This window comes from Mycolicibacterium setense (genome assembly GCF_000805385.1).
GTDB lineage: Bacteria > Actinomycetota > Actinomycetes > Mycobacteriales > Mycobacteriaceae > Mycobacterium > Mycobacterium setense.
Genome location: NZ_JTJW01000008.1, coordinates 654,849 through 673,582, shown reverse-complemented (window position 1 = coordinate 673,582; position 18,734 = coordinate 654,849). Strand labels below are relative to the sequence as shown.

18 protein-coding genes and 2 tRNA genes are annotated in these 18,734 nt (G+C 65.8%); 11 read left to right on the top strand and 9 right to left on the bottom strand.

The window, feature by feature from the left end:
* Positions 1-726: 726 nt before the first annotated feature.
* Positions 727-909, top strand: a complete 183-nt coding sequence (locus QQ25_RS21495; protein WP_039322526.1) for a hypothetical protein — start codon at positions 727-729, stop codon at positions 907-909.
* 65 nt (positions 910-974) lie between these two features.
* Here the strand turns inward: QQ25_RS21495 and QQ25_RS21490 are convergent.
* Positions 975-1,050 (bottom strand) — tRNA-Lys (locus tag QQ25_RS21490).
* A 146-nt stretch (positions 1,051-1,196) separates the two neighbouring features.
* Here QQ25_RS21490 and QQ25_RS21485 point away from each other — a divergent pair.
* Positions 1,197-2,417, top strand: coding sequence for a L,D-transpeptidase (locus QQ25_RS21485; RefSeq protein WP_039380885.1), 1,221 nt, complete (start codon positions 1,197-1,199; stop codon positions 2,415-2,417).
* Positions 2,418-2,423: 6 nt separating this feature from the next.
* On the opposite strand, the gene QQ25_RS21480 is transcribed toward QQ25_RS21485, so the two are convergent.
* Both QQ25_RS21480 and QQ25_RS21475 read right to left on the bottom strand, forming a co-directional pair.
* Positions 2,424-2,903, bottom strand: coding sequence for an SRPBCC family protein (locus QQ25_RS21480; protein ID WP_039380884.1), 480 nt, complete (start codon positions 2,901-2,903; stop codon positions 2,424-2,426).
* On the bottom strand, positions 2,900-3,586 hold the full coding sequence (locus QQ25_RS21475; protein WP_039322518.1) for a DUF899 domain-containing protein: 687 nt from the start codon (positions 3,584-3,586) through the stop codon (positions 2,900-2,902). The genes QQ25_RS21480 and QQ25_RS21475 overlap by 4 nt, the downstream gene beginning before the upstream one ends.
* A gap of 141 nt (positions 3,587-3,727) precedes the next feature.
* Between QQ25_RS21475 and QQ25_RS21470 the strand changes: the two genes are divergently transcribed.
* Both QQ25_RS21470 and QQ25_RS21465 read left to right on the top strand, forming a co-directional pair.
* Entirely contained in the window at positions 3,728-4,498 is a 771-nt protein-coding gene (locus QQ25_RS21470; RefSeq protein ID WP_039380882.1) for an SDR family oxidoreductase, read from the top strand.
* A 254-nt stretch (positions 4,499-4,752) separates the two neighbouring features.
* Complete coding sequence (locus QQ25_RS21465; protein WP_039380880.1) at positions 4,753-6,255, top strand: PPE family protein; 1,503 nt, start codon at positions 4,753-4,755, stop codon at positions 6,253-6,255.
* Positions 6,256-6,299: 44 nt separating this feature from the next.
* Here the strand turns inward: QQ25_RS21465 and QQ25_RS21460 are convergent, their stop codons facing one another.
* A complete protein-coding gene (locus QQ25_RS21460; protein WP_039380879.1) occupies positions 6,300-6,875 on the bottom strand; it encodes a TetR/AcrR family transcriptional regulator in 576 nt (191 codons plus the stop codon).
* Between the two features lie 122 nt (positions 6,876-6,997).
* Here QQ25_RS21460 and QQ25_RS21455 point away from each other — a divergent pair, with 122 nt between their 5' ends.
* The 3 genes from QQ25_RS21455 (at position 6,998) to QQ25_RS21445 (ending at position 8,928) form a co-directional block, all read left to right on the top strand.
* Positions 6,998-7,732 (top strand): SDR family NAD(P)-dependent oxidoreductase, encoded by a 735-nt coding sequence (locus tag QQ25_RS21455; RefSeq protein WP_039380877.1) that lies wholly within the window; start codon positions 6,998-7,000, stop codon positions 7,730-7,732.
* 14 nt (positions 7,733-7,746) lie between these two features.
* The gene (locus QQ25_RS21450) at positions 7,747-8,232 is read left to right on the top strand and encodes a nuclear transport factor 2 family protein (protein WP_110812354.1); all 486 of its coding nucleotides are present in this window, start codon (positions 7,747-7,749) and stop codon (positions 8,230-8,232) included.
* 69 nt (positions 8,233-8,301) lie between these two features.
* Entirely contained in the window at positions 8,302-8,928 is a 627-nt protein-coding gene (locus tag QQ25_RS21445) for an NADPH-dependent F420 reductase (protein ID WP_039380876.1), read from the top strand.
* 108 nt (positions 8,929-9,036) lie between these two features.
* On the opposite strand, the gene QQ25_RS21440 is transcribed toward QQ25_RS21445, so the two are convergent.
* Together QQ25_RS21440 and orn are read right to left on the bottom strand one after the other, a co-directional pair.
* Positions 9,037-9,109, bottom strand: a tRNA-His gene (locus QQ25_RS21440).
* Positions 9,110-9,148: 39 nt separating this feature from the next.
* A complete protein-coding gene (gene orn, locus QQ25_RS21435) occupies positions 9,149-9,796 on the bottom strand; it encodes an oligoribonuclease (RefSeq protein ID WP_039323177.1) in 648 nt (215 codons plus the stop codon).
* A gap of 117 nt (positions 9,797-9,913) precedes the next feature.
* Between orn and QQ25_RS21430 the strand changes: the two genes are divergently transcribed.
* A complete protein-coding gene (locus QQ25_RS21430) occupies positions 9,914-11,503 on the top strand; it encodes a helicase HerA-like domain-containing protein (protein ID WP_039322511.1) in 1,590 nt (529 codons plus the stop codon).
* A gap of 80 nt (positions 11,504-11,583) precedes the next feature.
* Here QQ25_RS21430 and cmrA read toward each other — a convergent pair whose 3' ends face one another.
* The gene (gene cmrA, locus QQ25_RS21425; protein ID WP_039380874.1) at positions 11,584-12,390 is read right to left on the bottom strand and encodes a mycolate reductase; all 807 of its coding nucleotides are present in this window, start codon (positions 12,388-12,390) and stop codon (positions 11,584-11,586) included.
* Positions 12,391-12,433: 43 nt separating this feature from the next.
* Between cmrA and QQ25_RS21420 the strand changes: the two genes are divergently transcribed.
* The gene (locus QQ25_RS21420; RefSeq protein ID WP_039322506.1) at positions 12,434-13,741 is read left to right on the top strand and encodes an MFS transporter; all 1,308 of its coding nucleotides are present in this window, start codon (positions 12,434-12,436) and stop codon (positions 13,739-13,741) included.
* 15 nt (positions 13,742-13,756) lie between these two features.
* Here the strand turns inward: QQ25_RS21420 and QQ25_RS21415 are convergent, their stop codons facing one another.
* Positions 13,757-14,527 (bottom strand): MmpS family transport accessory protein, encoded by a 771-nt coding sequence (locus QQ25_RS21415; protein ID WP_039380873.1) that lies wholly within the window; start codon positions 14,525-14,527, stop codon positions 13,757-13,759.
* A gap of 119 nt (positions 14,528-14,646) precedes the next feature.
* Here QQ25_RS21415 and QQ25_RS21410 point away from each other — a divergent pair, with 119 nt between their 5' ends.
* On the top strand, positions 14,647-16,509 hold the full coding sequence (locus tag QQ25_RS21410; protein WP_234711949.1) for an alpha/beta hydrolase family protein: 1,863 nt from the start codon (positions 14,647-14,649) through the stop codon (positions 16,507-16,509).
* On the opposite strand, the gene QQ25_RS21405 is transcribed toward QQ25_RS21410, so the two are convergent.
* The gene (locus QQ25_RS21405) at positions 16,506-17,099 is read right to left on the bottom strand and encodes an SACE_7040 family transcriptional regulator (protein ID WP_039380871.1); all 594 of its coding nucleotides are present in this window, start codon (positions 17,097-17,099) and stop codon (positions 16,506-16,508) included. The two genes, QQ25_RS21410 and QQ25_RS21405, sit on opposite strands and share 4 nt — an antisense overlap.
* Before the next feature lie 71 nt (positions 17,100-17,170).
* On the opposite strand from QQ25_RS21405, the gene QQ25_RS21400 reads away from it, so the two are divergent.
* Positions 17,171-18,724, top strand: coding sequence for a carboxyl transferase domain-containing protein (locus QQ25_RS21400; protein WP_039380870.1), 1,554 nt, complete (start codon positions 17,171-17,173; stop codon positions 18,722-18,724).
* Positions 18,725-18,734: the final 10 nt, after the last annotated feature.

Here is an 18,734-nt window from a genome sequence, read left to right as displayed (position 1 = left end):
AACATGGTTTCTTGGGCCTGACCAGCGAGAGCGCTGATACTGGATTGTAGACAGTAACTTACGAGCACGTCAACGACTGGTTCTTGGCGGAGTTGCTCACGTTACGACGAAGTGATCAGCACATTATCGACCGGCATCGACGGGGCTGATCTGAGCGACGCCCAGGTCGTTCACCGCAAAGTCAATGGCCGGCTTCGGCAAGCGCGGCGAGGCCCGTCGCGAAAGCCTCCTCGGTAAGCGGCGCGGTTTGCTTGATGTTTGCTGGTGCAGATGCGGCGTGAGGCGCTGCGTAGGGCCCTTCACCGCGATTTGGTGGGAAAAACGATTGGCAAACGTGGGTTCGTCTGGTAGCCCGAGCTGGCGCGTGCAACTCGGCGCCCCGGTATGGCTGTAGCTGAAATCCCCTGCATTGCAGGGCGGGAACGGCTCTTTCTCGCCGAAGCGGTTGCTAGTGCATAGGTGTCCAGCTAAGGTCGACTTCGGGTCAGGGCAGGGGAGTCGGCCCCGGGGCTTGATCTCGGCCGCAACACGGGACGAACGTGTGACAGGGGGGTATTGCGTTGCAGCTAACTTATTTTCCGTTTGCCAGGATCGCTGCATGCGCTTTCCCCGGTAAAGCCGACCTCGACGGGCGCATCGTCGAGGTTCGCTGACAACACCCGACGGCTCATGTCGAACCTCTAGACGGGGATGTGGGCCGTGGTCACACCGACTGGAGGTAGCCATATGGCGCATGTGAGCGATGAAACCCTTGGGGATCTACGCAGGGAACTCGACCGCTTCAAAACTGAGCAGTACCGGGACAACGGCTATGCGGCCGCCCATCTGGCGGGTGCGGTGGAGATGTTGTTGGAAGAGGCTGAACCCAGTGTGGGCGACAGACTCGCCGAAAGGTACCGAGCCAGATAGATGCACCGCCGCAGTAATACTCAAACGATGAAACGCAAAAACCCTGCCGAGGCAGGGTTTTTGGTTGGTGCGCCGTCAGGGTTTCGAACCCCGGACCCGCTGATTAAGAGTCAGCTGCTCTACCAACTGAGCTAACGGCGCGCGTGAGAGACAATAACAGGAGTTTCGCTCAACCGTGAAATCCGCTGGTGGCGGGCGCGGAGCGTGATTCTGGCGAGCCGGAGTCGCGCAGAACCCTTAGACTATTGCCAGAAATTTGCTGTCGACCTGCGAGGGGTAGGACGAACATGGGGCAGGCCCATACGGTGACCCGTCCGTATCGGGATGTCATGCGGCGAGCCATGGTTGCCATGGTGCCCGCGATGATGTTGGGCCTGACGGCGTGCACAGGCCAGGAGACGCAGGGGCCGCCGCCGGTGATCACCGACAAGGGCACCCCTTACGGCGACCTGCTGGTGCCCAGGGTCAACGCATCGGTGACCGACGGCGCGGTGGGGGTGACCGTCGACGCACCAGTCACGGTGAGCTCAGAGAACGGTGTGCTCGGCGGTGTCACCATGACCAACGAAGACGGCGTCAGCGTCGCAGGAAAGTTCAGTGCCGACGGGCTGACCTGGTCGAGCACCGACCCACTCGACTACAACGAGCAGTACACGCTCAACGCGCAGTCGCTGGGGCTCGGTGGTGTGGCCAACCGCCGCCTGCGGTTCGAGACGCACTCGCCGGCAAACCTGACCATGCCCTACGTCCTGCCCAACGACGGGGAAGTGGTCGGGGTCGGTCAGCCCATCGCCGTCCGCTTCGACGAGAACATCACCGATCGTGTGGCGGCTCAACGGGCCATCACGGTCAAGACCACTCCATCCGTCGAAGGCGCCTTCTACTGGCTCAACAATCGCGAGGTGCGTTGGCGCCCAGCCAAATACTGGAAGCCCGGCACCTCGGTGGACGTGACCGTCAACACCTACGGTGTCGAGTTGGGTGACGGCTTGTTCGGCCAGGGCAACGTCACAACCCACTTCACAATCGGCGATGAGGTGATCGCGTCCGCCGACGACACCACCAAGACGCTGACCGTCCGGCGCAATGGCGAGGTCGTCAAGGCGATGCCGATCTCGATGGGCAAGAACAGTTCTCCGACCAACAACGGCGTGTACATCATCGGTGAACGGTTCGACCATCTGGTGATGGATTCGTCGACCTACGGCGTACCTGTCAACTCGCCCAACGGTTATCGCACCGAAGTCGACTTCGCGACCCAGATGTCCTACAGCGGCATCTATGTACACGGGGCCCCGTGGTCGGTCGGTAGCCAGGGCTACAGCAACGTCAGCCACGGTTGCCTCAACGTCAGCACGGCCAATGCCCGCTGGTTCTACGAGAACACCAAGCGCGGCGACATCGTCGAGGTGGTCAACACCGTGGGGGCGGTGCTGCCGGGCACCGAAGGCCTGGGGGACTGGAACATCCCCTGGGAGCAGTGGCGCACCGGCAACGCCAGCACCTGATATCCGTTACTTCACCGAGCGATCCAGTGCCGCAAGCGATTCAGCGATGTAATCAGTGCCGAACGGAGGCATCCCGCCGACCTGGTCGCGGAAGCTCTGCGGGGTATCGGTCCAGTCATAGGTGATCGTCACGTCGGTCTGCTCGCCGTTGGGGGTCAGGTCGTAGCGCCAGCTCCATCCGCCCGGTGCATGGTGTCCGGCCTCATCGAGCTGACCGGGCACCCAGGCGATGGTCCGGTCTTTGTCGAACTCGGTGACCAGGTTGTGCATGACATAGTGGCCGCCGGCCGCCGGCAGGAACATGTTGATTGCGAAGATCTGGCCGGCACCGGTGATCGGTGTGGGATCGATCGCGTCGCGCACCCAGTCGCTGGGTTCGGTGTCGCAGTGCCGGGCCGGGTCGGCCAGGACGGCGAACACCTCGGCCGGAGACGCAGAGATGGTGCGGGTGACGACGTAGCGTTCCTGGTCGGTTGATGTGGTCATCGGGGGTCCTTTCCGTATAGGCGGGCAATGTCCGGGCTGTCCAGCCAGCCGGAGTATGTGGGGTGCGACGGCCAGCCTTCAGGCGAATCGAGCCATTCCTCCTGGCGTCCGTACGGCAGCAGGTCGATCAGCGCGAAGGAGTGGCTGAGTTGTTCGGTGCCACGGCCGTCGGTATGCCAGGTGCGGTAGACGGAATCGCCGTCACGGAAGAACACGTTGACCGCGAAGCCGTCGCCGGGCGCGGCGCCGACGTCGGTGCCGAACGAGCTGTCCGACGACGAGTACCAGTCCATCTTGTTGCCCACCTTGTCGCGGTAGGCCAGCGCTTCCTCGATCGGTCCGTTGGTGACGATGACGAAGCGGGCGTCGTAGTTGTCGAGGAAGTCGAGCCGCGTGAACTGCGACGTGAAACCCGTGCAGCCACCGCACTGCCATTCGGCCCCGTCGGTCCACATGTGGTGGTAGGTGATCAGCTGGGTTTTTCCGCCGAAAACGTCGGCCAGGCGCACCGGGCCATCGCCACTCATGAGCGTGTACTCCGGCAGCTCGACCATCGGCAGTCGCCGCCGTTCTGCGGCGATCGCGTCCAGCTCGCGGGTGGCGGCCTTCTCGCGCCGCCGTAGGTCGTCGAGCTTGCTGCGCCAGGTCTGCTGGTCGACTATCGGAGGTTTTCCTGTTGTCATGAAGTGCTCCTGACTGCTGTGCGGAGAATCTCGTTCTCTTAAGTGGACCCACCGCGCGGCCGGAACTCATCGCACGCGGTAATGTCCGACGAGCGAAGGGTGACCTAACACCTTGAGATGAGCCATGGAGGTTGATCGAGAATGAGCGGTCAGCGAGCCGATGCAGCCGGACTGCGTCTCCTCGTCGTCGGTGCCTCGTCGGGTATCGGCCACGCTGTTGCGGTCGGTGCCACTGAGCGCGGCGCCAAGGTCGCCGTGGCCGCCCGCCGCATCGATCTGCTGAATTCCCTGGCCGAGGCCACCGGCGGATACGCCTTTGAACTCGACGTCGAGGACTTCGCCGTCATCAACCAAGTCGTCAACGACGCGGCCGATGCGCTGGGCGGTCTGGATGCGGTCGTGTTCACCAGCACAGTGATTCCCTTCGCCCATATCGAGGACACCGATGTGGCCACCTGGCTGCACGCATTCAGCGTCAACACGGTCGGTGCCAACAACGTGCTGCGGGCGGCGGTTCCGCGGCTGTCCGAGAACGGCGTGATCCTGGTCGCGTCCAGCCATGACGTGGGCCGTCCGCGGGCCGGGGTGGCGGCCTACAGCGCGAGCAAGGCCGCCCTCGATGAGATCCTGCATTCCTGGCGCAGCGAGCATCCGGAGCTGTCGCTGATCCGGGTGGGCATCGGCCCGACCGACGACACCGAGATCTTGCGCGGCGCCGACCGCGACCTGCTGGACCAGCTGCTCAAGACGTGGGTGGCCCAGGGGGCGTTGCCGGCCCGGATGTCGGCCTTGCGCGACGTCGCCAACACCCTGGTGTCGCTGGTGACCACGGCTTACGAGAATCCGACCGTGGTGCCCGAGATCGTGCAACTGGCACCGCGGATCAAGCGGCGGGCCAACTCCGCGGAATAGTCCGCGAGTCAATTCCGCGGCCGGTGAATCCCGCCGCCGCGACACCTCCCAGGCCGTGAGGACTGTTCGGCCACAAGACATTTAGCGACCCATGGCGTACCTCGCTGCTCTCGGTACGGTGCTGTGGCGATGCCGCGGAACCTGGAGCTGCTTCCGGACGGCCTTTCTATGAGTTGCCAATGATTCATTGATAATGACAATCATATTCAATAGCTTGGACCCTTCAGGTAGACGGTCTACAGGGAGGGTTTCGCATGGTCGCGGTATGGATGGCCTCGCCGCCTGAGGTGCATTCCGCGTTGTTGACCGGCGGCCCCGGTCCGGGCCCGCTGCTGACCGCTGCCGGAGCGTGGTCATCGTTGAGCATCGAATATGCCGCGGTGGCAGGAGAACTCGCCATGGTGCTCGGTGGGGTCCAGGCGGGCGCGTGGCAGGGCCCGAGTGCCGAAAGGTACGTCGCCGCCCATCTTTCGTACCTGGCATGGCTGTATCGGGCCAGCGCCGACAGCGCGGAGATCGCTGCCCGGCATGAAACCGCGGCGGCCGCGTACGCCACGGCCCTGGCGGCGATGCCCACCCTGGCAGAGCTGGCCGCCAACCATGCCAGGAACGCAATCTTGTTGTCTACCAATTTCTTTGGCATCAACACCATTCCGATCGCGCTGAACGAGGCTGATTATGTGCGGATGTGGATCCTGGCCGCCGTCACGATGGAGGGCTATCAAGGCGTGTCAGACGTTGCGGTAGCGTCCGCCCCGTCCACTCCGGCGGCACCGAGGATTCTGCACAGCGAGCACGATCACGACCATGAGGATCACGACCACGGCGATCACGACCATGGCGATCACGACCATGGCCATGACGACGACCATGGACACGGAGACCTGAGCCCACTCGACCCCCGGTGGTGGTTGGAGGTCGGCCACGAGCAGATCGAGAACATTCATCTCCTGATCGACAACCTGCTGAATGACCCGGCTGCGTTGTTGACCAACCTGCCGATGGTATTGGCAGACATGGCTTTTCACGCGGCGCAGTTGCTGCAGGTCGTTGTCCAGTTATCCCCGGCCCTGATTCAGCCGGCCCTGGGCATCGTGACGGCCAACCTGGGGTGGGCGATCGCGGGCCTGGCCGCGATCCAACCGGCCGTACCCGGTATCGCCGAGATCCCGGCCGGCGCCGAACCCGAGTCCTGGCCGGCGGCCGGGGGTACATCGACGGCGTCCGCTGGCCCACCGGCTCCGACTGCCCCGTCGGCCCCAACGGTCCCGTCGACCGGGGCGTCAGCGACCGCAACCGTCGCTTCGGGTCCAGGGCCATCGGCCGCCCCCGGTGGCGGTCCGGGATTCTTCCCGCCGTATCTGATCGGCGCTCCTGGCGTCGTTGTTCCCGCCGCGGCACGGACCAACGCGACTGCCACCGCCAAGAAGAATGCCTCGGCGCCCGATCTCGCGGTAGCCGGAGCCGGAGAACAAGTCCGCGAGGCACGGGCCCGCCGACGTCGCCGCGCCGGGATGCGAGACAGAGGCCATGGCAACGAGTACATGGACCTCGAAGCTGATCCGCAATCAGGCTCCGCACCGGATTCGGTGCCGACAGCGTCGGACCGGGGCGCGGGACCGCTGGGCTTTTCCGGTGTGCGCGACAAGGCGGACGCGGCAACGGGGGGACTGACGACGTTGCGCGGCGCCGGTTTCGGTGATGGCCCGACGGTGCCGATGTTGCCGTCAACCTGGGAGCCGGACTCGAAGACCTGAGCGGAGTAGATCCTCACCTGAGGGCTTGGATGGAGCTGAAATCCTCACGGCCGATGGATGGGGATGGCGTTGTCGATGAGGACGGCTGCGATGGCGGCGGCAGTGGCGAAAGTTTCGGTGTTGAGGACTCTGTTGCGGGCCGAGGCGCCATCGAGGAGCAGCGCCAGTTGTTCGCCGAGTTGTTCGGGGTCGGTGGCGCCGGCCTCCCGCGCGGTCTCGGTGAGCCGCGCGGCAAAGGCTTGCTTGTAGTCGCGGGCGTGTACGCGCGCCGGGTGGTCCGCGTCGTGCAGTTCGACGGCCGCCGCGATGAACGGGCACAGCGGCCCGTGAATGTCGAAGACGGTGAGGAGCCGCTCGCGGGGCGTGAGGTCGGTGCGGTCGAAGACTTCGGGCAGGACGTCGGGATCGAATCGGCGTAGGTGTTCGGCGATCAGCTCGTCCTTGCTGGAGAAGTGTTGGTAGAACGTGCGTTTGGACACCTGCGCCTCGGCGCAGAGCTGATCCAGGCCGGTGCTGTTGATGCCCTGATCGCGGAACAGTCGTCGTGAAGCGCCGAGGATGCGCTCGCGCGCGCCCCTGCCGCGGCGCAAGCCGCGCGGCCCCTTCTCCAACTCCGTCATGCATCCAGAGTAGCCCAGTTTGGTACAGATCGGTGTACATAGCTTGCGATGCGCCCAGCCGTCCGATACGTTAAGTAATCAGATCGGTGTACATAACATCGACAAGTCGACGAGGAGTGACCATGGGAAAGCTCGATGGCAAGGTCGCGGTGATCACCGGCGCGACCAGTGGTCTGGCGCTGGCCGGTGCCAAGTTGTTCGTTGAGGAGGGAGCTCACGTTTTCATTTCGGGCCGACGAAAGGACGCGCTGGACCAAGCCGTCGAACTGATCGGGCGGAACGTGACGGGCGTACAGGGCGATTCCGCCGATCTCGACGATCTGGATCGCTTGTTCGACACCGTCAAGCGGGAAAAAGGCGCGATCGACGTGTTGTGGGCCAGCTCCGGGATGGGCAAGCAGGGCAGGCTCGGCGAGATCACCGAGGACGACTTCGATGCCACCTTCTCGCTGAACGCGCGCGGCACGCTGTTCACGGTGCAGAAGGCGTTGCCGTTGTTCAACGACGGCGGCTCGATCTTCATGACGGGGTCGAACGCGTCGCTCAAGGGCTACCCCGAGTGGAGCGTGTACGCGGCGAGCAAGGCCGTCCTTCCCGCCTACGCACGGGTGTGGGTATCCGAGTTGAAGGACCGGAACATCCGGGTCAACGTGCTGACCCCCGGCCAGGTTGCCACTCCCATCCAGGAGGAGCTGTTCGACGAGGCGACGAAGGCGCAGTTCGAATCCCTGATCCCACGGGGAAAGATGGGCCGCCCCGAGGAGATCGCGTCGGTCGCGTTGTTCCTCGCTTCGGACGACTCGAGCTATGTCAACGGCATGGAGTTGGTGGTCGACGGCGGCACCGCAGCGATCTGATGAACGACGACCACGTGACTACATTCGCCCCGCACCGCAACACCGTGGAGTCCTTTGTCGACTGCATGCACGGCGGCGCAGACAAAGCCGCTCTTGCCGGAATCCTCGCCAAGGACGTGGTGCTGTACGGCCCGCTCGGCGATGAGCCACTCACCGGCCGCGAGGCAGTCCTCCAAGCCATCCGGACGGTCGGCACGGTGGCGGCCGACCTCACCTACAAAGAAGTCCTCAGCGGCGACACGCACCACGCCGCGTACTTCCGGCTGCAGATCGAAGACGCCGTGGTCAACGGGATGGACTACATCCTGCTCGACGCTGACGGAAAGATCGCCGAGGTGACCATCTGGTGGCGTCCGCTGCCGTCCGGCGTCCAGATGCAGGGCCACCTTGCCGGTCTCCTCGGTATGCAGCCCTGGAAGCTCCTCACGAACGGGGAGTACCGGCCAAGGTCGTGCCCGCCGGGCGCACGGCCCGGTTTCATCAGCACACCACCAGATTGATTGGCGCACAGAAAAATCCGCGCATGGTAGAAGCGTCAAACCTTTATTCAAACGAGAACAGGGACCCTTATGGGCAACATCAGCATCATCGGCACCGGGAACATGGCCCGCGCGATCGGCGCGCTGGCGGTAGCGGGCGGCAACAGCGTTGAGATTATCGGCCGCGACGCGTCCAAGGCTGCCGACCTGGCCAAAGCGCTCGGCAGCAGCGTCACGACAGGAGAGTTCGGCGCCGTCCCGGCCGGGGACATCGTCATCGTGGCACTGAGATACGCCGATGTCGTTCCGGTCGTCATTGGGTACGGAAACGCCTTGGCGGACAAAGTCATCGTCGATATCAGCAACCCCTTCAACGCCGCGGCCGACGGGCTCGCCATCCCCGATGACACCTCGATCGCACAGGAAGTCGCCAAGGCAGCCCCGGCCGGCGCCCGCGTGGTGAAGGCATTCAACACCGTCTTCGGTCATGTCTTGGAGAAGGGCCGGACGCCAGATGTGTTCTTCGCCGGCGACGATGCGCAGGCCAAGGCGCGCGTAGCGGAGTTCGTCGCGAGTCTCGATCTGCGCCCGTTGGACGTCGGCGGGTTGAACGTGGCGCACTGGCTGGAGGGAACGGGCCTGGTTCTCATGGGTCTCGCCCGTCATGGGTTGGGGAACTTCGACGTCGCCCTCGGCGCCACCGAGTATCCCGGCTGAGCCGCACCCAGCGGGTCCGAACAGTGAATGAAACAGGACGTCGCGCGCGTATGACGGCCTGAAACGAGGAACGCCGTCTGCTTGCGCAGACGGCGTTCCCGCTATCGGGGTGGCTGACGGGACTCGAACCCGCGACAGCCAGGATCACAACCTGGTGCTCTACCAACTGAACTACAGCCACCATCGCCGCGCGCCTTTCGGCATATGCGGCTCGTAGATACTAACTGCTCGGGTGCTGTACCGCCGAATCGGTTTCGGTCGCGTCGCCGTTCGGCGGGCCGAGCTCGGCCGCGATGGCGGCAATATCGCTGGTAGACGGCCCGGGCTGGGGGACGAACGCAGTCGAGCGGTAGTACTTCAACTCACGGATCGACTCGTGGATGTCCGCCAGGGCGCGGTGCGCGAGCCCCTTCTCGGGCTGGCCGAAGTAGATGCGGGGGTACCAGCGCCGGCACAGCTCCTTGATCGAGCTGACGTCGATCATCCGATAGTGCAGGTAATCGTCGAGTTTGGCCATGTCGCGGGCGATGAAGCCGCGATCGGTGGCGATCGAGTTGCCTGCCAGGGGAGCGGCCTTGGCTGTTTTGACGTGCCCGCGGATGTAGTCGAGCACCATCTCTTCGGCGGTGGCCACATCGACCGTCGATGCTCGGACTTCTTCGATCAGCCCGGACCGGGTGTGCATCTGTTTGACCACGTCGACCATGGAGGACAGCGCCTCGTCGTCGGTGTGTATGACCACGTCCAGGCCGTCACCGAGGATGTTCAGGTCCGCGTCGGTAACCAGAACCGCAATCTCGATCAGGCGATCGGACTTGAGGTCCAGGCCGGTCATCTCGCAGTCGATCCATACCAGTTCGTCTCGCACGAAGCTCCACATTATTCCCATGCCGGACGACGAGCTGTCACACCCACCGTGCGCGCCGTCCGGCAAGTAGTGTCAGACCCCGATTGGCTCGTTCGCGAAAACTGGGAGGACCGCGGCATGACCACCGAATCGACAGCCACCCCCGCGCAGCAGATCGCTGCCGGTTACGCAGTCGAAGGCCAGGCACTGGAACTGGGGTCGGTTTTCGTCCCCGGCGACACCGGCGGCACCGTCGACCCGACAGCACGGGTCCGCATTCCGTTGGCCACAGTCAACCGGCACGGGTTGATCGCCGGTGCCACAGGCACCGGCAAGACCAAGACGCTGCAGGTGATCGCCGAGCAGCTGTCGGCTGCGGGCGTCCCGGTCGTGATGGCCGACGTGAAGGGGGACCTTTCGGGGTTGTCCAAGCCCGGAGAGACCAACGAGAAGGTCGATCAACGGGCCAAGGACACCGGCGACACTTGGACGCCGACCGCCTTCCCGGTGGAGTTCCTCTCGCTGGGCACCGACGGCATCGGGGTGCCGGTGCGCGCCACGATCACCAGCTTCGGGCCTATCCTGTTGTCGAAGGTGTTGGGGCTCAACAACACCCAGGAATCCACCCTGGGTCTGATCTTCCATTGGGCCGATCAGAAGGGCCTGCCTCTGCTGGACATCAAGGACCTGCGTTCGGTGATCCAGTTCCTCACCAGTGACGAGGGCAAGCCCGAGCTCAAGGCGCTGGGCGCGGTGTCGACCACGACGGCAGGCGTCATCCTGCGGGCCCTGGTCAACCTGGAGGCCGAGGGCGCCGACTTGTTCTTCGGCGAACCCGAGCTCGAACCCAAGGATCTGCTCCGCACCGATCCCGAGGGACGGGGCATCATCAGCCTGCTGGAGCTGGGGGCACAGGCCGCGCGGCCGGTGATGTTCTCCACGTTCCTGATGTGGGTGCTGGCCGACCTGTTCACGACGCTGCCCGAGGTCGGCGACATCGACAAGCCCAAATTGGTCTTCATCTTCGACGAGGCGCACCTGCTGTTCACCGACGCGTCCAAGGCCTTCCTGGAACAGGTCGAGCAGACCGTCAAGCTCATCCGCTCCAAGGGCGTCGGCGTGTTCTTCTGCACGCAGTTGCCCACCGATGTGCCCAACGAGGTGCTGTCGCAGCTGGGTGCGCGCGTGCAGCATGCGTTGCGCGCCTTCACTCCTGACGACCAGAAGGCGCTGTCGAAGACGGTGCGCACCTACCCGAAGACCGATGTCTACGACCTGGAGAAGGCGTTGACGTCGCTGGGTATCGGCGAGGCGGTTGTCACCGTGCTCTCGGAGAAGGGCGCGCCGACGCCGGTGGCCTGGACCCGGATGCGCGCGCCGCGGTCGTTGATGGACACGATCGGTAATGACGCGATCACCGCGGCTGCCAAGGCCAGCCCACTGCAGGCCACGTATGGCCAGACCGTGGACCGTGATTCGGCCTATGAGCGGTTGGCGGCCAAGCTGGCCCCGCCTCCTGCGGCGGCCCCCGATGATCCGGGTGGTTTCGGCGGCGTCGAGGCCTCGGGTGACATCGAGCCGATGCCCGCGCCCGCGCAGCCCGAAGAGCCCGGCCTCCTGCAGCAGGTGATCAAGAGTTCAGCGTTCAAGAGCGCCATGCGCTCGGCGGGCACCGTGATCGGCCGGGAGATCACCCGCAGCATCTTCGGCACGGGCCGCCGCCGCTAGGAATCTGGGCGCGACTGGCCACTTATTGCACGGATTTCACACTGAGGCGTGCGATAAGTGGCCACTCGGCGCCGAGAAAACTAACCGCCGCCGAGCTTCTTGTAGACCGCCCCGACGATCGGGGTGACGATGGAGCGCGGCGCGTAGCCGCTGGCCATGGACATGGCCTTCGACGTGACCCCGGGAACCACGCGCATCTTGTTCTTCTCCAGGCCGTCCAGTGACAGCTTGGCGGTGTATTCGGTTGAGATCCAGAGGAAGTCGGGAATCAGCCGTTCGACCAGTGACTGCTCCGTCGCGTCGGGCAGCTCGGTGCGCACGGGGCCCGGCGCCAGCACGGTGACGTGTACGCCCGCGCCTTTGAGCTCACCGCGCAGTGACTCGCTGAACGTGTTGGCGAAGGCCTTGGACGCCGCATAGGTGGAGTTGTTGGGGATCGGTGAGTTGCCCGCCGCCGATCCGGAGGTCAGGATTCCGCCGGAACCGCGTTTGACCATTCCGGGCAGCACCGCCAACACCAGATCGTGCACGCCGAGCACGTTCAGCTGCACCTGCGCCTTCTCGCCGGCCGGGTCGAGGTCGATGACCGGGCCGAAGGTGGCGGTGCCCGCGTTGGCGCACAGGATCGAGATCTCGCGCTGGGCGAGTTCGGCGCACAGCGTATCCCTGGCGGTGGGGTCGGTGAGGTCGACGGCCCGCACCTCGACGATCACCCCGTAGCGCTCGGTGAGGCGCTGCGCCAGCGAGGTCAGCACGTCCTCCCGTCGCGCGGTGATGATGAGGTTGTGGCCGCGGGCAGCGAGTTCGGTGGCCAACGCTTCACCGATGTTCTGTGAGGCGCCGGTGACGACGGCGCGGGCATCCGGACTGGGTGCGGGTACTGGCATGGCGCCAATCCTAGAAGGAGCCGGAACCCATAAGGTGTCGGTCATGACTAACCCCGGGCGAGCGAGGGTGCTGGCGTGGGCATTGTGGGACTGCGGCGCGACAGGCTTGAACGCAGTCGTCATCACTTTCGTGTTCTCGGTCTACCTGACCGGGAGCGTCGGGGCGGACCTCCCGGGCGACACCACGCCGGCCAGTTGGCTGGGCCGGGCCATGGCCGTCGCCGGTCTCGCGGTGGCGCTGCTGGCGCCGGTCACCGGCATCTGGGTCGACGCGCCCCAGCGCCGCCGCAAGGTGCTGGGCGTGATGACCGGTGCGGCCGTGCTGTTCACGGCGGCGATGAGCCTGATTCGTGACGATCACCGCTACCTGATGCCCGGCCTCGTGCTGCTGGCGTGCACCGCCGCGTGCAACGAGCTGGCCACCGTGCCCTACAACGCCATGTTGCGACAGTTGTCCACTCCCGAGACGTCCGGCCGTACCTCCGGCCTCGGCCTGGCGCTGGGCTATGCGGGCAGCGTTGTGCTGTTGCTGCTGGCCTACGTCGGCTTCATCGCCGGCGATGGGGAGACCCGTGGGCTGCTGGGCATCCCGGCCGACGACGGGCAGAACGTGCGCGCGGTGATGCTGCTCACCGCAGTGTGGTTCGTGCTGTTCGCACTACCGATGTTCATCGTGGTGCCGCGGGTGACCGACGCCGTCCCCGCCGAGCGCATCGGGATCCTGGGGGCCTACCGCAAATTGTGGGCCGAGATCCGCGGGGAATGGCAACGTGACCACAACGTCGTCTACTACCTGGTGGCCAGCGCGGTGTTCCGGGACGGGTTGGCGGGGGTCTTCGCATTCGGCGCGGTGCTGGGTGTGAATGTGTACGGGATCTCGCAGGCCGACGTGTTGTTGTTCGGGATGAGTGCCTGTGTGGTGGCGGCGGTCGGGGCCGTGTCCGGTGGCCTGCTCGATGACCGGGTGGGTTCCAAGCCCGTGATCGTCGGATCGCTGATCTGCCTGATCGCGGTGGGGTTGTCCCTGCTGGTGCTGTCAGGGCCGGTGGCGTTCTGGGTGTGCGGCCTGCTGCTGTGCCTGTTCATCGGGCCGACCCTGTCCGCGGCACGCAACTTGATGCTGCAGATCACCGCGGACGGCAAGGAGGGTGTCGCGTTCGGCCTCTACACCACCGTCGGACGTGCGGCGTCGTTCCTGGCGCCGTGGCTGTTCTTCATGTTCATCGATCTGTTCGGCACCGACCGGGCCGGAATGGGCGGTCTGGTGCTCGTGCTCGTCCTCGGGCTGGCCGGGATGGTGGCAGTGCGGGTACCCGCCCGGCAGCACGGGAAGGCCGTGACGACGCCGTGAGCTGACCGGGCCGGGCTAGGGGGTGCCGACGCAGATCGTGATGCCCGACCCGGTGCGATGCTGGGTCTGCAAACCGTTCACCGTCACGGTGCAGGCGACGTCGGGCCCGAAGTTCACGACGCTCACGCTGGCGGTTTCGGTCGCGGGCGCGGCGAGTTCGACCTGCTTGCTCCACGGCAGCGGGACGTTGAACTCGGTCTGCAGCATGTTGCCGGTGTCCAGGTAGGTGATGTTGATGGCCCTGCCCTCACCGGTGACCTCGTAGGTGACGGTCTCGGTGGGCCCAGGCGTGATCTCCGTCGGCGAGGTGGCGTTGGGCGGCGGGATGGGGCGCGGTGCGCGCGAGGTCGTGGTGGGCGCCGTCGGCGACGTGGTGAAGCCAGGCTGCGGGGTGACCGGGGGCGGTGCGACCACGGTCTCCTGGCTCGAACCGTTGGCGATCACCAGCGCGATGACCAGGCCCAGGACCACCAGGATCGCGACCGCGGCCAGCACCCACAGCCACAGGCGCGGTTCGCCTTTGTCGGGCTCAGGCGGGGTCGGTGCACCCGGGGGTACGGCGCCCGGCGGCGGCCCGCTTGCATTCGGGTCGTATGCGTAGGGAGGGTAGGGCGGCAGCTGTTGGGTGGGATTCGGGGTCGCCTGTGGCACCGCACCCGGGACAGCCGGGTACGAACCCTGATACGGCGGCTGGTTCGAGTACGCCGGATCCGGATAGTCCACGGGGTAGCCGCTACCGAACGATTGGGTCGGCTCGGACCCGTCGCGGCGTGGTGAATCGGTCATTCCCACCTCATGGCTGCGAGGGTACCTGTGCGGATGCTCAGTCCGCTGCGACCGAGGTCGCGGCGACCGGGCAGCGCGACCATCCTGGAGAGGACGACGGAAGTGACGGAGGGCGTGACGTGGCCGTAGATCGGCATGTGCGGGTGAACTACGGCGCATCCCTCTCGCCGGATGCGACGGCATTTGCCCACTTGGTCGACGACGGCGGCTACCCCCGCGCGGTGCAGCGGTTCCTGCGCGGGTGGCGGGCCAGCTCTTCGCGTGACGTCGAGCTGCCCGTGGCCGGCCCCGTGACGAAGGTCATCCATTCCGCAGACGGGCACTGGCTGGCCTGCCAGGTGGCGCCGGAAGGCGGTACCCGCACTCAGATCTGGGTGGTGACCACCGATCCCGACGACCGTGATGCGCGCCGGATCGACCGTTGGCCGGCCGACACCGCTGAGGGCACTGCGGAACTGATCAGTTGGGACGGCACTCAAGTCGCGGCGATCCTCACCGGAGAGGACGGTGTCGGCAGCTCGTGTCTGATCGATCCCGCCACCGGCGACACCCTGGTGCTCGACCGTCGCTCGGGCGGTCGGCTGGTCGACGCATGGGCAGGTGCCGCACTGGTGCGGGTCGGCCCGCGCGGGTACCAGGACCTCATCATGCTGTGGGGGCGCACCGAAATCGCTCTGTTACCAGCCGATCCCGGTTCGGTCACCGATGCCGGGGTGATCCTCGACGATCACGCCCCACGCCGGTTGCGTAGCGGCCTGTCCGGGGAGACCACGCTGTATCACCCGGCCAGTAATTACGGGCCCGGCAGCACCGAAGGCTATGTGCGGGCGTTGATCCGCAGCGACAACGGCGCCGCGTACGCCCGCCTGCTGGAGGTGACCGTCACCGCCGACGGCGTCTCCTATCACGTGGTCGCCGAGCGGCCGGGGTATGACCTCGACGAGTTCGTGGTCAGCGACGACCTGTCGACGGTCGCGCTGTTGTGGAACATCGACGGCTGCAGCGAATTGCAGATTCTGCAGCACGTCGACGAGACGTTGTCGGTGCCAATCCCGCTGCCCGGTCCGATGGCCAGTGAACTGAGTATCAGTGCGGGCGGATCCATGGTCGCGTTGACCGTGCAGGGCCCGTCGCTGCCGCGCACCGTCGAACTCGTCGATCCGCGGTCGCTGGAGTGGGAGCGGGTCGACAGGGAACCCAGCCGCGGGCCGCTCACCGCCGCGCCGACGCTGGAGCGGATCACCGCGCGTGACGGCCTGGAGCTCACCGCCTGGTTGTACCGCCCGCAGCGCGAGACGGTGGGGGCGGTGATGTTCCTGCACGGTGGTCCGGAGGGGCAGGCCCGTCCCGAATACAACGAGATCTTCCCGGCTCTGGTGGATGCGGGTTTCGCGGTGTTGATGCCGAATGTGCGCGGGTCGGGCGGGTTCGGCCGGTCCTTCGTGCACGCCGATGACAAGGAGTTGCGGTTCGCCGCCATCGACGACGTCGCCGATTGCGCGCAGTATCTGGTGGACCGCGGTATCGCGGCTCCTGACCGGTTGGCGTGTAGCGGGTGGTCGTACGGCGGTTACCTGACCCAGGCGGCGTTGGCCTTTCATCCGGAGCTGTTCGTGGCGGGCATCAGCATCTGCGGGATGAGTGACCTGAACACCTTCTACCGCACCACGGAGCCGTGGATCGCGGCGGCATCGTATCCCGAGTACGGCCATCCGGTCGCGGATCATGACCTGCTGGAACGTCTTTCGCCGTTGCCGCGGGCGGAGGCGGTGATCGCCCCGCTGCTTCTGGTGCACGGCGGCAACGACACCAATGTGCCGCCCGATGAGTCGCGTCAGATGTTCGAAGCGCTGGAGGCGCTGGGGCGCACCGTGGAGCTGTTGATCTTCGACGACGACGGGCACGAGATCGCCAAGCGGGAGAACCGTGCGGTATTGGTCGATGCTGCGGCCCGGTGGTTGTCCAAGGCGTTCGGCGTCTAGCCGGCAGTGAGCGCCGCGAGCGTCATCTTGCGCAACACGGTCCGTGAATGTGCCTTGGGCACTGCGGGTCTCACGATGTGCGGGGTGGAGTTCAGCAGGCCGAACGCGGCATGGGCCATCACGCGGGCATCGTCCTCGGCCAGGTCCGGATTGAGCCGGGTCAGGACCGTCACCCAGATCTCCACGTACTGACGCTGGGCACGGCGTACCTGCCGCCTGGCGGCGTCTGGCAGGTGGGCCAGGTCCCGGTCCTGGATGCGGATCAGATCGGATTCGCCGAAGACGAAGTCGAGGTGGAAGTCCACCAGACCGTTGAGAGATTCGGCGGCGTCGTCGGTCCGGGAGACGACGTCCTGTGCCCCGGCGAGCAGGCGGGTACTGATGCCGACGAGCAGTTCGACCAGAAGGGCTTCCTTGTTGGGGAAGTGCCGGTAGATGGCAGGGCCACTGATCCCGACTGCCGAGCCGATGTCCTCCAGCCGCACCGCGAGGTAACCGCGCTCGGCCACAAGCCGTTCGGCGGCAGCGATCAGCTGGCCGCGTCGATCGGACTTGGCCTGACTGCGGCGCGTGACGGCGCTGTCGGACATTGCGTCTCCGGAGGGTAGACAACTCAGTTAATGAAAACTAACCTATCACGAGTTAGTTGTCATTAACTCAAATGGGAGCCGCCTTGTCATCGCACCGCGACGAACATCTGGCGCTGGTTGGGCAGTTGCGCGCCAAGCTCGCCACCGCCGCCCTCGGCGGCCCCGAACGGGCCCGCCAACGTCACGTCGACCGGGGCAAGTTGCTGCCGCGCGACCGCGTCAACGGCCTGCTGGACCCGGGCAGCCCGTTCCTCGAGATCGCCGCGCTGGCCGCCGACGGGATGTACGACGACGAATGTCCCGGGGCAGGAATGATCGCGGGCATCGGTCGGGTGTCGGGCCGGGAGTGCCTGATCGTCGCCAACGACGCCACCGTCAAGGGCGGCACCTACTACCCGGTGACGGTCAAGAAGCACCTGCGCGCACAGGAAATCGCGCTGCAAAACAAGCTGCCGTGCATCTACCTGGTCGACTCCGGCGGTGCTTTCCTGCCGCGTCAGGATGAGGTGTTCCCCGATCGCGAGCACTTCGGTCGCATCTTCTACAACCAGGCCACCATGAGTGCGCAGGGCATCGCGCAGATCGCCGCGGTGCTCGGCTCGTGCACCGCGGGCGGCGCCTATGTGCCCGCGATGAGCGACGAGGCCGTCATCGTGCGCAACCAGGGCACGATCTTCCTCGGCGGGCCGCCGCTGGTGAAGGCCGCCACCGGTGAGGTCGTCACCGCCGAAGACCTCGGCGGAGGCGACCTGCATTCCAAGACCTCCGGCGTCACCGACCACCTGGCCCACGACGACCGCGATGCACTGCGGATCGTGCGCAACATCGTCGCCACCCTGGGGCCGCCCGAGGCCCCGCCGTGGGCCGTGGCGCCCACCGTGGATGCCGTCGCCGACCAGATCGAGCTCTACGACGTGGTACCGGTGGACGCCCGGGTGCCGTACGACGTGCACGAGGTGATCACCCGCATCGTCGATGGCGGCGAGTTCAGCGAATTCAAGGCCGAGTACGGCACCACCCTGGTCACCGGCTTCGCCCGCATCCACGGCCACCCGGTCGGCATCGTCGCCAACAACGGTGTGCTGTTCGGTGAATCAGCGCTCAAGGGAGCGCATTTCATCGAGCTGTGCGACAAGCGCAAAACCCCGCTGCTGTTCCTGCAGAACATCGCCGGATTCATGGTCGGCCGCGACTACGAGGCATCGGGCATCGCCAAGCACGGCGCCAAGATGGTCACCGCGGTGGCCTGCGCCCGGGTGCCGAAGCTGACGGTGGTGATCGGCGGCTCGTACGGCGCGGGCAACTACTCCATGTGCGGACGCGCCTATTCGCCCCGGTTCCTGTGGATGTGGCCCAATGCGCGGATCTCGGTGATGGGTGGCGAACAAGCCGCGTCTGTTCTGGCCACCGTGCGCGGCGACATGAGCGCCGAGGAGGAAGAACAGTTCAAGGCGCCGATCCGCGCCCAGTACGAGCACCAGGGCAACCCCTACTATTCGACGGCACGGCTCTGGGACGACGGGGTGATCGACCCGGCGGACACCAGGACCGTTCTCGGACTGGCCCTTTCGGTTGTCGGCCAGGCTCCGCTGGAGCCGGTCTCCTACGGCGTATTCCGGATGTGATGATGAGCGC

Excerpts from the sequence above, each read along its gene's own strand:
- QQ25_RS21495 (WP_039322526.1), top strand. The coding sequence starts at position 727 with ATGGCGCATGTGAGCGATGAAACCCTTGGGGATCTACGCAGGGAACTC.
- QQ25_RS21485 (WP_039380885.1), top strand. The coding sequence starts at position 1,197 with ATGGGGCAGGCCCATACGGTGACCCGTCCGTATCGGGATGTCATGCGG.
- QQ25_RS21480 (WP_039380884.1), bottom strand. The coding sequence starts at position 2,903 with ATGACCACATCAACCGACCAGGAACGCTACGTCGTCACCCGCACCATC.
- QQ25_RS21475 (WP_039322518.1), bottom strand. The coding sequence starts at position 3,586 with ATGACAACAGGAAAACCTCCGATAGTCGACCAGCAGACCTGGCGCAGC.
- QQ25_RS21470 (WP_039380882.1), top strand. The coding sequence starts at position 3,728 with ATGAGCGGTCAGCGAGCCGATGCAGCCGGACTGCGTCTCCTCGTCGTC.
- QQ25_RS21465 (WP_039380880.1), top strand. The coding sequence starts at position 4,753 with ATGGTCGCGGTATGGATGGCCTCGCCGCCTGAGGTGCATTCCGCGTTG.
- QQ25_RS21460 (WP_039380879.1), bottom strand. The coding sequence starts at position 6,875 with ATGACGGAGTTGGAGAAGGGGCCGCGCGGCTTGCGCCGCGGCAGGGGC.
- QQ25_RS21455 (WP_039380877.1), top strand. The coding sequence starts at position 6,998 with ATGGGAAAGCTCGATGGCAAGGTCGCGGTGATCACCGGCGCGACCAGT.
- QQ25_RS21445 (WP_039380876.1), top strand. The coding sequence starts at position 8,302 with ATGGGCAACATCAGCATCATCGGCACCGGGAACATGGCCCGCGCGATC.
- QQ25_RS21430 (WP_039322511.1), top strand. The coding sequence starts at position 9,914 with ATGACCACCGAATCGACAGCCACCCCCGCGCAGCAGATCGCTGCCGGT.
- cmrA (WP_039380874.1), bottom strand. The coding sequence starts at position 12,390 with ATGCCAGTACCCGCACCCAGTCCGGATGCCCGCGCCGTCGTCACCGGC.
- QQ25_RS21420 (WP_039322506.1), top strand. The coding sequence starts at position 12,434 with ATGACTAACCCCGGGCGAGCGAGGGTGCTGGCGTGGGCATTGTGGGAC.
- QQ25_RS21415 (WP_039380873.1), bottom strand. The coding sequence starts at position 14,527 with ATGACCGATTCACCACGCCGCGACGGGTCCGAGCCGACCCAATCGTTC.
- QQ25_RS21405 (WP_039380871.1), bottom strand. The coding sequence starts at position 17,099 with ATGTCCGACAGCGCCGTCACGCGCCGCAGTCAGGCCAAGTCCGATCGA.
- QQ25_RS21400 (WP_039380870.1), top strand. The coding sequence starts at position 17,171 with ATGGGAGCCGCCTTGTCATCGCACCGCGACGAACATCTGGCGCTGGTT.